At 54.3% G+C, this 14203-nt stretch carries 6 protein-coding genes; 1 reads left to right on the top strand and 5 read right to left on the bottom strand.

All coding sequences use genetic code 11. The features are described 5' to 3' along the window. Positions 1-150: 150 nt before the first annotated feature. From HMPREF3164_RS04270 to HMPREF3164_RS04250, 5 genes are all read right to left on the bottom strand, one after another. Positions 151-7143 (bottom strand): DUF6531 domain-containing protein, encoded by a 6993-nt coding sequence (locus HMPREF3164_RS04270; RefSeq protein ID WP_070449099.1) that lies wholly within the window; start codon positions 7141-7143, stop codon positions 151-153. A gap of 232 nt (positions 7144-7375) precedes the next feature. Then, positions 7376-8374 carry an NUDIX hydrolase gene (locus HMPREF3164_RS04265; RefSeq protein ID WP_070449097.1) on the bottom strand — a complete coding sequence of 333 codons (999 nt, stop codon included), beginning with the start codon at positions 8372-8374 and terminating at the stop codon, positions 7376-7378. Positions 8375-8621: 247 nt separating this feature from the next. Then, a complete protein-coding gene (locus HMPREF3164_RS04260; protein WP_070449095.1) occupies positions 8622-10874 on the bottom strand; it encodes an RNA degradosome polyphosphate kinase in 2253 nt (750 codons plus the stop codon). A 127-nt stretch (positions 10875-11001) separates the two neighbouring features. After that, positions 11002-12141 carry a mycothiol synthase gene (mshD, locus tag HMPREF3164_RS04255; RefSeq protein WP_070449093.1) on the bottom strand — a complete coding sequence of 380 codons (1140 nt, stop codon included), beginning with the start codon at positions 12139-12141 and terminating at the stop codon, positions 11002-11004. Positions 12142-12265: 124 nt separating this feature from the next. Continuing rightward, positions 12266-12970, bottom strand: coding sequence for a winged helix-turn-helix transcriptional regulator (locus tag HMPREF3164_RS04250; RefSeq protein ID WP_004005341.1), 705 nt, complete (start codon positions 12968-12970; stop codon positions 12266-12268). Between the two features lie 493 nt (positions 12971-13463). Here HMPREF3164_RS04250 and HMPREF3164_RS04245 point away from each other — a divergent pair, with 493 nt between their 5' ends. Then, positions 13464-14141, top strand: a complete 678-nt coding sequence (locus HMPREF3164_RS04245) for a heme-binding beta-barrel domain-containing protein (protein ID WP_004005340.1) — start codon at positions 13464-13466, stop codon at positions 14139-14141. Positions 14142-14203 lie beyond the last annotated feature (62 nt).

The raw sequence follows: 14203 nt of genomic DNA, 5'->3' as shown, positions 1-14203 counted from the left end.
CTACATTCGCACAGTCTACTTCAGCGATATACCATCCCTGCTGCTGTAAGCGAGGCTTCATGATTTTCTCCCAGTACCCGCTCTCGTAAGTGAATACAGGAACAATGAACTCATCTTCATGTTCGTTTTCATAAATCATAGTAGTCTCCTTTAGAAAATTCGTACAAAGGTTTTGTAATGATCAGGAGTGTAATACATACTCCCATCAGAACCAATAACCAGACGCTCTATACCAACGTCGTTTACTTGATTTTGAGTTCGAAATAGCCTTCTGACTTTATATTCCGTGTAGGCTATTTTATTTCCATCATTGGAATGTGTGGGAAGGATGCGAGCTTCCTTATTATTAAAGGGCAGAGGGTTCGGTTTATTTCCAAAACCTTCAGGCTTATAATCTCGACTAGTCCAATGTACCTCTCCCGTCTCGTAAAGTGACTTAGCCGTAGGAACTACATCATCAGGAATTGTTCCGGTGTACTCATCTAGATTAGTCACCATAAATTTATGGGAACCAACCTGAGCCTCAACCGTATTACCATGTCGGGTAACATTCCTAAAACCAGTCATCGCTGTATCTAGATTAGGCTCACTAACTTCAGGATGCCACAGGGCAAACTTAGGTTCACCTTTAGACAGATCAGCTGGGGAATCTTTGCCGTTGAGCTTCTTATAATATTCTCTTCTTGCTTTATCTGCTTCTGCGAACCCGTACACGTTGTACGTTCCAGGCTCTTCAGCAGGTACATACCGAGAGCTGTCCTTAGTATTCTTCACAAGAGTCTTTTTGAAGTCATCACCAGCGAGATATGTGGCCGTCTGATCACCATTTTGCAGCTTAGAACCCGGAGGATGCTCCACCCAAGATGCATGTTTACCATCTGTAGCAGGTTCCTTTAATGCTGGAGAATCACCCGCCACACCTTTTGCCGGAGGCAGGTTCTCAACCTTCGGTTCCTCCACAGGTTTCAGCTGCACATTGGGTTCGTCTACTGCTCCTGATGTCCTGTGATCGAGAGATCCGGTATGGGTAGGTTTGGGCCCGTTGGGTATGTCTATCTGATGTGGGCTATTGTGCGGCGTGGGGTGCACTTTGGGCACTACGTGCTCGATGCCCAGCAGGCTGGTGCGCGTCCATGTGGCAATGCGGTCTTGGATTCCGTTGATGCGGGTTTTGACAGCATTAACGGTGTTTTGGGTTTTAATGACAACAGGGGACGTCTTAACCCGATCAACCGTTCTGGAGATAACGGGGACTTTCATCGCCTGGTTGCCGGTGGCGCGTGCCACGGGCGGCCCGGCTTTGAAGAGCATCCCTATGAGTGCGGCTGTGAGTGCTTCTTTCCCGCCTTCCTGAAGGGCGTAAGCCTGCACTTTATCCCAGTCGATATTGCCGTCGGGGGTGTGGAAATCCATGCCATCAGCGGCACCGTTGGCGGCACCAGAAATAAAACCAACACCGCCGGCCAAGAGGATACTTGTCGGCGCTATGAACAGGGAACCAATAACACCTACAAGAGCCAGAAGGCGCAGACTCTGCTGCATGAAACGTTCGCCTTCTTGGCTCTGATACTTACGGTAATCTGCAACCGTCATGGGGCGCTCACCCCGAGGGTCCACATACTCCAGCGGATTATTGCCTGCATATGCGTAAACGTCAGCAAACCAGGATGAACCAGCTATTGCGGCCTTCGGGTCTGTTGAGAGGAAACGACGTGAAGGGCTGTCATAGACGCGAGCGCCTAGCATATCTAGACCGGCTACGCGTAGCGACCCTGCACCCGTGAACTCGAAACCGGTGGGCAGCCCGGGAACCGGGGTAGCGCTTGTAGAGGGCACGCCCCAGTCTGTCGGCAGTCCGGGTGTGCTACCTAATGCCGAATCGAGGGTGCTGCCGGTCAACCCGGGGACGTTGAGGGTATGCCAAGGTGTCACTCCGCCGGGTATACCCGCCTGCGAAAAGCCGCCGTCAGAGCTGGGCGCGCTCGTTGCCCCAGCACCCAGAAGATGCGGAATATCCGACCTGGCATCCCACATGAGAGGCACCATAATGCCCTCACCATCAGAAACAGCGGATACCTCACCCACCGCGTCAGAAATCAGTGAAGTGCGTGAAATACCTGCACGTGAGGAAACAGAGTCTGTTACCGATGTCAGACCGCCGTAGGCACCCCAGCTATATTCGCGAGAGTATGAGGTGCCGGTGAGCTTATCGGTCGTGACTTCACCACTACGTTCGCCTGCCAGATTGTAGGCGTATTCCGTGATGGTATGAGCGGCAAGCTCCCCAGCGTCGCCTCGTGCACCTGCGTATGCGCGAGCCTCAACGGTGACTAACTGGTTCGCTTCGTTATGGGTGAAGATACGCTCACCCTCCAGAACACGAGAACCTGCAGCCGTGCGTTCAGACCCGTTAGAACTATCGAGAGCAAAGACGCGCTCGCGCATCATGACTCCGGCTGTGTACTCCCACTCCCACACGTGGGATGCTGAACGGGCGCCCACAAGCTGCCCGGCATCGTCATAGGAGTACAGCACAAGGCCATCCGGTGAAGTATCAGATCCCGTTGAATCTAACCCAATCACGCGGCCGTTATGGTCACGGATTACTTGTGTGCGTTCAAGAACCTTTGATTCTTCAAACCCTCGGACGTCGGTGAGTACCTGTTCCCGCACATAGTCTGAGATTAGCCCGGTAGCGCGCTCGTGCGTCCAAGAAGACACAATATCTCCCACCCGAATCCGTGTGAGACGTCCCAGAGGATCGTAGGAGAATACTGAAGAGATAACGTCGTGAGCGGGCTGTCCCGTGGCATGTGTTGTTACAGCTACCGTTCGACCGGCGCCATCTACGGTACGTGTAGATTTTGCGTAAGGGGTTACTGACGTGATCAGATAACCATCGGCATCATACGAGTACGTTAGTGTATATGCGCCGGTTTTGATAAAGGTATTCAAAGCGTGAAGACGCTCGTACATATCGTCGTCTGCATGAGCGTTGCTTTGCTCGTCCAATCTTAGGAATCCTGAACGGCTGCGAGAAATCAGACGGTCGTAGGAATCATAGACAAAACGATGCTCAAGGTACGGCTTTTCGACACCCGCAAAGGCGGAAGAATCGCGGTCCCTGAGTGCAGAAGCAGAGGCATAGTCACGCACCGTCACGGTCCGATGACCAATAGATGATGCTCCGGGGGAGTACGAATACTCCGCCGCGCACACACCATTGACGCTCAAAGACGCGAGCAGACCGCCACCCTGATAGTCGTAGGAGTATGCACGGGTCCGCTCACCATTATTCTCAGACAGCAGACGACCTGCGGCATCGTAGGTGTACGTAGATGTTATCTCTGCCGTAGAACCCGCGCCCTTAACGGTGCGGATAAGCTGACCTGCGGCGTCATAAATATACGTGGTGACCTGACCGGTCGCATCCAGGGTGCGCACCATCTGCCCAGCAGCGTCATACTCGAAATGGGTGCGATACCCTAAGGCATCTACAGCAGTCACTAACTGACCGGCTGCATCATAGATGAATCTGCGGTTACCAGCGCTGTTATCACTCATGCGGATCAGGCGTGAGCACCGGTCGTATGCATACGTTGCCACGCGAGATCCATGCTGCACCCGTACAATGCGGCCAAGGGCATCGCACGTCGTATGTTCAGTTGTGCCGTCAGGATAGGTTCGGGCAATAATTCGAGATGCGGCGTCGTAGGTTAGCGTTGTGTACGCCCAAGCGGTAGGCTCTTCCCACTCCACGTTCTCGCCCACCGTCGGCTTCTGCTCGGGCACGCTTAGCCCCACGCCTATACGCCGCAGACGCCCGGCTTGATCATAGTCGAATGTTTGGGTACGTCCCGCCGCAGATACCTCGCGTATCAGCCGGTTTGCCGCATCGTAGGTGCGGCGGGTGAGCCCGCCCTGAGCATCAAGAGTTTCAACAGGGTTGCCTGCGGCGTCATAGGTTGTAAACTCGGTAACAGTTTCGCTGCTTCTAGGGGATTCACTCGGTGACTTTGAGATTTGAGATGCACGTCTAACCGGCTGCGAAGAGGCAAAATTTTGGGTATTGTTCTCGCCCTCAATAATCACCCGTCCCAGATAATCGACGTGACGGAATGAAGATCCGAGTATTCCGCCGGAGGACGTAGTTTCTTTGCCCGTTCTACGGTCTACAGCGCGGTGCGTAACAACACCGGTAGCATCCGTAATCTGGCTGATTTCGCCAGCCAGATCGTAGTCAAACTCACTCCGGGCACCCAGAGGATCTGTCACCGCAATAAGTTGTGACAAGCCATCGTATTCATAGTTGGTTACGGCACCGAGGGCATTAATAGTCTTGACCATGTTGCCCCAGGCATCAAATACTGCGCGGTTGGTACGACCCAGTGGATCCGTGACAGCGGTGAGCTGGTTGCCGTTATTGTACTCAAAGTGCGTGACATGACCGTAAGGATCTATCAAAGAAACGGGCAGCTGACCCATAGGGCGCGATGTATTGTGTACACGGTGAGTGTCGCTTGAAGTGAGGTTTTGGCGAACAAAAGCAGGAATATCCAGTTCTTCGGGAGCAAGTTCAGGGTACGTGAGAGACCAGCGTGAACCGGCAGCATCCGTAACCGAGGCGAGTTGCCCGGCGGAGTTCCAATGAGTAGAGGTTACGTGACCTAGAGCATCCCTAACCTGCACTATTCGACCGTGTTTGTCGTACTCTAGATGGACTTTATCGCCAACACCGTTTGTTATGCTGATCAGTTCCTGACGTGCGTTATAGGTGTATGTGGTATGTACACCGGTGGGGTCAGTAACGCTCAGAAGGTTGCCGTACTCATCCCAGCTGTATTCTGTAGTATGTCCGTTCCCATCAGTCATAGTGATGGGGTTTGGGTTTGCGCCTGTTGATTCGTAGGTATATGACACTACCACGGGATCACCGGGGTTGAGCCGATCACGAAAATCACATACAGAGGTCGTGAGCAGGCGGTTATGTTCGTCCCAGGTGTACTTAGACAGTGCACCCTCGGGGGTAAGCTGTTTCGCTAAACGGCTGTGAGAGTCATAGGAACGGCTTATCGTAGAACCATCGCGTTCAGTAACGCTGATGCGGTTGCCGAACTTATCGTAGCGCATGACTTGGCGGCTGCCATCAGCAGCCGTCATGGAACTGAGACGTCCGCGTTCATCCGAGCGCCAAATATTAGAGCTGTCGCCGGTTATCGCATCAGCAACAATCGTCATAATGCCTGGAGCATAGACGAAAGACACTTCACGGGAATGTTCTGTCAGCTGGTGGACCACACGTCCTTGGCCGTCATAGGTATTAGTGACTTCACGGTGGCCGTTCACGTCCCAGACTTCTTCAATCAGGCGCTTAGCGTTATGGGTGTAACGACGAATACCGTCGGGACGGTTAACCGCTGCTAGCAGATCATCATCGTCATAAATGTAGGTGACGGTATCAAGTATCTGCACATCATGATCTATGAAATAGGTGCTGGCAGCTTCAGGGCGAATACGGTTATCACGGGGTGAGCTGCCGTAGCGTATCTGAAGACCTCGACCTGAGGCCGGGTGAATGATGTCAGTTAGCTCTAACGCACCCGTTGCGGAATCCGATGAGTAAAGAGGCAGCGTTAAGGTTGCATAATGCCCCTCCATGACGCCTGTCCAGGCGCCAGAAGGGTCGTAGAAGTATCGAACATGCTTGGAATTGTAAACAACCCAATAATATGCGGGTGTAGTAGGTGCGCTGACCTTGCGCCCAGCATTCCTTGCCGTCTTGATTGCCTTCGTTGTCGCTGTGGATACATAGCTGTAAAGCTCGTCGCCGGGGACAGTTTTGCTAAGCCAATACGATTCGGAAGGAACACGACCAAAACCGTCGCCCATACGAGGGAATGCAAGAGTCCGACCATCAGGCGTGTGCCATACAGCGCCCGTGTTACTCAACGTAAGTTGAGTATCAAGCGTAGAAGACCAACCGAGACCAAAGATGCCCGAAGGAGCTTCTTCGGGATAGGTAATGGCAACGCTATTGTACATACGCTCAAGTTTGATGAGCGATGCCGCAGGAGCATGCTCGAAGGAGAGATCACACTCATGCTCAATGAAATTCCCTGTGGCAACATTTACGGGATCAAGCGCATATCCCGCTGAGTATACAGCGCCGGTTATTGTCGCACGAGAAACATCAATACTCGGACGATCCGTAGAAATTTTCTGTTCCTTCAGATAATTCCGGATATACCCCGTATTAAGGTACTGCGGATAATCCAAAAAATCTGCTTCAGAATAAATAGGACCTAACATTCCTTGAGAACCAGCTGTCGCGAAAGCTTCCGCAACAGTGAGAATCCAACGAACATCAGATTGGTTAGCATCAACCCATTTTGCTAGCGAGTTAAAAAGGCTTGCGGCATCAAAAAAACCCCATGACGTATGCTCAACAAAGGAACTGTAGCTTTTCGTGATATTGGAGTAAAGCTCGGCAATTCTTTGATCTAATGTGGAGTTCTTCTGTGCAAATTTCACGATGTTGCCGGGAATAGCCGATGTAGTCTCGGTAGCATCCTGGGCGGCATCCCGAGCCCTCTTCTCGGCGCGATGCGTACGGTTGCGCCCGATAACCTCTGCATTTCTGCCTGTATTACGGGATTTAATAATCGGGGCGCGTTCGTCGAACTTGGGACCTTCGCTATCTAGATTAGGCTGTGGTCGGGGAGGGTAATAGGCAGCGGGATCTTTCTGAAAACTTATAAATGTATTGCGATTATCATTTTCAATGTTATCTCTAATCTTCTTCTTTTCTTCCTCCCAATGTGCCATAGCCTCACGGAATTTTTTACGATTCTCATTTTCTTGGTGTGCGGCATCAGTATATTTCTGTAGGTCGGCAGCGGCATCGCCTAAGGCTGTAATCAGGTTTTTACATTCAGAGATGGAATATTTACAGTTCTGATCAAAAACTCGTGCGAAATGTCCTTTAAACTCACGTTGGGCTATGCCAATATACCGCTGCCGTTCCGGAAGCTGTATTTCTAACTTTCTTTTTAAATACCTGAATATACTGAGCAGAATATCGGCATGATTAAAATCGAACTCAACATCACGTTCTAGAACGTGCATGTTGTCGTATTCGCCCATAGTTTATGTATCTTCCGTGATGCGTGGCTGGAAACTATGCTGAACCTAAGTGAAAGGTTGAAGCTCAACTTATGTTACCAGATGTGAACCCCCGATATGAGCACATCCTGTAGGAGCCTGAGGCGTTGCATGAGCCTGTCTAGTCATCTGGAATACTTTGAGCCCCTCGAAAACTTTCGAGGGGCTCAAAACTCTCGCACTTCCATGCGCATGGACCGCGAAAGTTCTGGCACTAATCAATAACCGGGCGGATGGTCTCAACCGAGATGATACCACCGTGCTCGGCGGTTGAGACCTGCAGGACTACCGCATCCCCTGGCTCCATATAGGGATCTTCGGTGGGAAGAATTTTCGCCGAGCCCTTCATGAGGTGCCCTTTGAGAGCTTTAAAAACCAGCGGAAAAACGGGGCGGTGCGTGCACAGCAGCGAAGGAACTTCCTTCACGAACAGCGATTCGGTCACTTTTGCCGTGCGTTTAGGATGCCCTGCCGCGCCGCTCTCCGAGAGGGACTTCTTCTCTTTGATTGCGATCGCATGGTCATTCGCATAGGGCGCCACGGTCTGCATGCACCGCAGCCACGGAGATGAAAGCAAACGGGTGGGGGAGTATGCCTCCAACAGGCGGCTATGCGCAAGCGCCTGGCGTTTACCGGTTCCCGCGAGCGGACGCTCGTCGTCGGCAGCAGTCCAGTTAGACCGCGGTTTTGCCTTGGCATGCCGCATAATGACGACCGGGCGAGTGTGCAGAGTACCGGCTTTATGGTGAGCAACGAGCGCATCCAAAGGTTCGTGGTCGGTGCTGTTGCTCAAGAGCTTGCGTGCTTCTTTGGGGGTTACCCAGCGGATTTCGTCAACTTCGCCTTCGTCAGCGCGGGGATGCTCCCCCACGGGCAGCTGCGCGGCCCAGTAGAACACATCCTTGGGGCGCCCCGAGACCATATAGTTGGTGACCGCCAGCGGCACGCCGAGGGTTATTCTGAGGGTGACTTCTTCGCCTACCTCACGAATGGCGGTTTCAACGAGTGATTCGCCCGCATCCTGTTTGCCTTTGGGCCAAGACCAGTCGTTATAGCGGGGCCGGTGAATCATGAGCACCTCAAGTTTTTCCCCGTGCAAGCGCCAGACGAGGGCACCTGCGGCAACGACAGGCGCTGTGTTTTCGCGGGTGCGGGTGATGGCGAGTGAATTATCGTATACGTGGGCGGAATAGTACGTTGATTCGGTGGTCACGGGATCCTCTATGAGCTGGTAGTGATGATGCGGTGTACTCCCATTCTAGGGGAAAAATCTTCAGAGGCGTCACCGTCCCGTAACCTTGTGTTCACCTTCGTAGTAAAAATCCGAATGTTACGTGGCTTGGCGCCCTGTGGAGCGCAATTATGGGCATATAGTGTGGCTTTCAGACCGAAAATTCGCATAGTGCTACTTTTCGGTCTGAAAGCCACCTGTATACAGAAGTTACGGAAAGGGAAAACCGCTAAATCTTGTCGTGGTTCTTCCGGGAGCGCGAGCGCAGGTAATAGGACTGCACATCGCGCAGCGGGTTGCCGTCGGCATCGGTATCGAAACGCTTCCACGTGCCGTCACCCGAGAGGTGCCAGGTGCGGGATTCATCGCTCATGTAGACCGTGAACATGTCGAGCAGGTACTTGATATGGCGAGGGTCTTTGACCCTTACGAGCGCCTCAATCCGGCGGTCGAGGTTGCGGTGCATCATATCGGCAGACCCGATATAGACGATGGGCTCGCCCGCATTCTCAAACGCGAAGACGCGCGAGTGCTCCAGGAAGCGCCCAAGTACCGAACGCACCCGGATATTCTCGCTGAGTCCGGGCACACCGGGGCGCAGGGCGCAAATACCGCGCACGACCACATCGACGGGAACTCCGGCCTGAGAGGCGCGGTAGAGAGAGTCGATAATCGCCTCGTCCACCATGGAGTTGCACTTGATCTGGATGCGCGCCTCCTTACCCGCCTTATGATTCTCAATTTCGCGGTTGATGCACTCGATGAGTCCGCTGCGCAGCGAACGCGGGGCGACGAGTAGCGATTTGTAAGTGGTTTTCGGTGCGTACCCGGAGAGCTGGTTGAACAGGCGCGAGACGTCCTCACAAATCTGCTCGTCACAGGTGATAATGCCGAGGTCTTCGTAGAACCGTGCGGTGGAAGGGTGGTAGTTGCCAGTGCCGATGTGCGCGTAACGGCGCAGCTGGTTGCCTTCGCGGCGCACTACCAAGGAGAGCTTGCAGTGGGTTTTCAGTCCGACCAGACCGTAGACCACGTGCACGCCCGCGCGTTCGAGTTTGCGCGCCCAGGAGATATTAGCTTCCTCGTCAAACCGCGCTTTAATCTCAACGAGTGCGACAACCTGTTTGCCTGCCTCAGCGGCTTCGATCAGCGCATCGACAATGGGGGAGTCGCCGCTGGTACGGTAGAGGGTCTGCTTGATAGCCTGTACCTTCGGGTCGGCCGCCGCTTGCGCAAGAAACGCCTGCACACTGGTGGCGAAGGAATCGTAGGGGTGGTGCAGAAGCACATCGTGATCGCGGGTTGCGGCAAACACATCCGCTTCTTTGGCGGTTTCGGCGGCGTTGAGCCAGCGGGAGGTATGCGCAATATGCTTGGGGTAGTGCAGGGCGGGACGGTTGGCGCGCACGATCGCGCCCATACCGCGCAAATCCAGTGGCGCAGGGAGCTTGTATACTTCGGAGTCGTCGATATTGAGCTCAGAAATAAGCAGGTCGAGGATCGTGGGGTTGATCGTATCTTCAACCTCAAGACGCACGGGCGGACCGAAACGTCGGCGCAGCAGCTCCTTTTCGAGGGCCTGCAGCAGGTTCTCGGCATCGTCCTCTTCAACCTCAAGATCTTCGTTACGGGTTACGCGGAAGACATGGTGCTCAACAACCTCCATGCCGGGGAAGAGCGTGTCAAGGTGCTCGGCAATAATGACCTCTAATGGAATATAGCGGGATTCCTTGCCGGTCGTGTTGACGGCGCGGGGACCATCCACCGAAATCATGCGGTCAAGCTGATCGGGCACCTTCACACGCGCGAAAAGTTCCTTGCCGGTCTGCGGGTTACGCACCAGCACCGCAAGGTTCAGCGAAAGCCCCGAAATATAGGGGAAGGGGTGCGCCGGATCTACCGCGAGCGGGGTGAGAATCGGGAAAATATCGCGCAGGAATTCTTGGCGCAAACGGGTTTTAGCGTCTGCATCCAAGTCATCCCAGCCCACAATATGAATGTTCTGTTTTTCTAGTTCCGGGAGTATCTGCTCATGGAATACCTGGGCGTGGCGCTTCTGCAGGCTGTGAGCGGCGGTCGAGATCGCCTCCATCTGTTCGTCAGGACTCAACCCTGCGGCGGAAGGTACCGCCAGTCCGGTAGCGATGCGGCGTTTGAGCCCCGCCACGCGCACCATAAAGAACTCGTCAAGGTTCGAGGCCACGATAGAAAGAAAATTCAGGCGCTCCAACAGGTATAAATCAGGGTCTTCGGCAAGCTCCAGCACCCGGGAATTAAAATCGAGCCAGCTGCTTTCACGGTCGAGAAAACGCTCGGCCCCAAAATCGCCTTCGATATTGGGTAGATCGAGTTTTTCTCCCGCCTCAATGCGGTCGGCACGGGTATCGGCACGCTCAATCTTCGAGATATCGTTTCCGATGTGAATCAACCCGGTCATCGGTGCCGGTTCGGTATTCTTTTTGGTATGCGGGTGGGGTGCCACAGGCTATTCCTTACTATGTTGAGGGACTAAGTTTACGATGCGCCGCTCGTCATCGAGCACAACGCAGAAAGAACGTTCGGTATGGGCGTGAGCCGGTAAAGAACCCGCGTCCCACCCCGAATAAACGCTAGATGCTGCCGGTCGAGATAACCGCCGTGGTAACAGCGGAGAGCACGCCCGCATCCACACCGTTAGACGAACTCTTGCCGGAGCCGCGTTCGGGGGCGTACATGCGATCCACGGTCGCAACTGCGAATCCTAACGACTCGTAGAGCTTCAACGCAGGGGCATTATCGGCGTCCACATACAGTTCGATTGCGTGCAGAGGCTCGCCGTTTTCGTCGGATGCAAGCGCCAAATACGCTAGGGCACGCAGGGTCACGGTGCGTCCCAGACCCCCGCCCTGGGCGTTTGGACTGACCCCCACCACATAAATCTCACCCGCAGGCACCAGATCGTCGAGCGGCTGCCCCGGCTCGGTCTGAGCGGTTGGAATTTTTGTCCACGTAAATGCTGCAATATTATGCGGGTCCTCCCGCTCGGAGATGAGAAAGAACCCCTCCGGGCGGAACCAGTCGCTGCCGGTGCGCTCGCGTAAATCCGCGAGAGTCAGGCGACCTTGCTCGGGGTGCTCGGCGAAGGCTTCCGCGTTAACGCGAAGCCAGGGGTTTTCGTCGGCGGGGGTGAAGGTGCGCAGCTCAAGCGAATCGGGCAGGGTGCGCGCATCCGAGAGCTCGGCAAGATTCTCACGGGTTTGTTCGTCGAGCGGAAGTACCATTTTGTACAGCACGCGTACCGGGGTGAAACCTGCGGCTTCGGCGAGCTCATTGGCGGGACTCTCAATACCGGTGTCGGTTGCGCTTCCGTGTACCCAGAGATTGTAGTTGGCGGCCTCGCTTCCTAAATCCTGAATAACGCGAGTGAAGAAGGCAGGACCGAGCCCCTGCCCGCGCATCTGCGGGTGAACGGCTGCCTCAAGTACACCGGGCTCGTCAGAGTATTCGGGGGAGGGAACGGCAACGAGCACGGCCTGTAACTCGGAATTATCGGCGGCCGGAGTGAATGCGAAAACTTGCGGATGAACCAGACTCTCACCGCGTACCGCTTTCGAGAGCTCTACCAGAGTTTGTTCGGAGAAAGCCGGGGTGCCGTCGTGCTTCTGTACGGCGCGTGCGAACTGCGTGAAATGCTCTAGAAGCTCAGCATTGAGGGGCATATTTTCGTAGTGCCCAGAGTCGAGGGTGAAGTTTTCGGGTGATGCCGCCATTCTCGCCTTCTTTCACATTGCCTACTGTTTAACTTTACCGGGTGAAAGCCTGCGTTTGAACCGGTTTGATGCAATAAGCGCAATCTTCGGAGCACCAGAAAAAGAAAAGTATTTCGCCGCGCCGTTAGTCTTCGGCAGAAGGATCATGATGGGTATTCTGCGCGTGGAATGAATACCCCACATTACGTACCGTGGTAATCATTTGTTCGTGCTCAGAACCGAGCTTTGAACGCAGCCGGCGAACGTGTACATCGACCGTGCGCGTACCACCATAGTACGAATCGTAGCCCCAGACCTCCGAGAGTAGCTGCGCCCGCGAAAAAACTCGCCCGGGATGCTGAGCCACAAACTTCAAAAGCTCAAATTCCTTGAAGGTCAGGTTGAGTGCCGCTCCGTTCAGATGCGCCGAATAGGTTTGTGCATCAATGACCAGATTGCCGATGCGGATAATCTGCTGGCTGCGATCGTCTGTATCTTTGAGCTCGGGTGCCGTAACCAACAGGCGCAGGCGAGCATCCATTTCGGAGGGCGAAGCCTGGTCCAGCACAATATCGTCCACCTGCCACGAGGCGGAAACAGCCGCCATTCCGCCCTCGGTCAGGACAATCATGAGCGGGATGGTGATCCCCGCGGTCTTCAAAAGCTGGGCGGTATTGCGTGCTTTGAGCAGATTTTGGCGCGCATCCAGAATAACAATATCGTGTTCCGTGCCGATAGTACTCAGGGGCGAATCGAGGGGAAGCTCGATCACACGGTGGCTGAGCAGGCTGAGGGCAGGAATGAGTTCTTGCGCTCGTGGCGCATCGCTCAGTAACGCAATGCGGTACATACACCCTCCTGAATCTGCAATCCTTACTCGCACGGTTTTGTACTATTTTACTCATGCCTTTGTGTGCTCTTCGGGCACAGTACCTTCAACGGCGCTAAAACAAGCAGCAGCGGTGCGCGTTAAAGTTATTTTTTACCCAGGAGAGAGCGCCGTGATCCGTGCTTTAGTTCAGCTATCTATGGTATTTTTAAGGCATGGACAACATCTTGTACTTAGAGATCTTCTTCATCTGTTTGATGGCTCTCATCTCGGTATGCATCGCCGTTGGTGCATACGCAGTACTTAAGGGTCTCTTCGCAGGGCAGAAGTAGAGCGTAAAATTTTTTGAGCCGAGGAAGGCTCACGGTGCCCCCGGTTAATGCTGAGGCACCCCGGGCGGGGTGCGCAGACAGTGCCGGGGGCTTTTGCATGCCCGGCTCTCGTGCATCCCAGCCTATGGCGAAATAGCCCACGTTTTGAACTGCTGGCCACAGAAAACCCCTAGAATAGGGGAATGGCAATTGAAATTCCAACCAACCTAACCCCTGAGCTCGTTCCCTTCGCATGGCTTCTGGGTACCTGGGAAGGTACCGGAACCATGTGGTACGAAGGACAAGAGAACACCCCCTTCGGGCAGATTATTAACTTCACACAAGACGGCCTGCCGTACCTTGAATACCGCGCCGAGTCTTTCCTGCTCGACGATAACGGGCAAAAGCTGCGTCCTATCACCATCGAAACCGGTTTTTGGCAGATCGACCGTCCTCTCACGGATGCCGACGGCGGCTTTGGGCTGGTACCCAAAGATATCGTCCCCGCTTTTGCCGACGCGGAGTCGGTCGAAACTCTGCGCAACGAGGATGACGGGTTCAACCTGATCGCCACCATCGCGCACCCCGGCGGCATCAGCGAAAACTACGTAGGCATGATTAAGGGCCCGGTCGTGCGCATGCAGACCGGCAACCTGCTGCGCGACGAAATCTCGCACGACTACGCTGGCTCCGTGCGCCTGTGGGGGCTGGTGAACGGCAACCTCATGTGGGATTGGGAAATCGCCGACCAGGAAGGCAACCTGCACAAGCACGCCTCGGCGGAACTGCGTAAAACCTCATCCATGAGCGGCGACTCGCTGGGCACAGGCATGTTCGGTTCCCTCGACGACGGCGCAGAAGAAGGCTCCGCCGAAAACTAGGACCATACCACGCAGAATAAAGCCCGCATGTCCGCCGTTCCGCTGCGGTATGCGGGCTTTAC

The organism is Rothia sp. HMSC08A08 (assembly GCF_001808385.1).
In the GTDB taxonomy this organism is placed as follows: domain Bacteria; phylum Actinomycetota; class Actinomycetes; order Actinomycetales; family Micrococcaceae; genus Rothia; species Rothia dentocariosa.
This window is presented reverse-complemented; position numbering and strand designations above follow the sequence as displayed.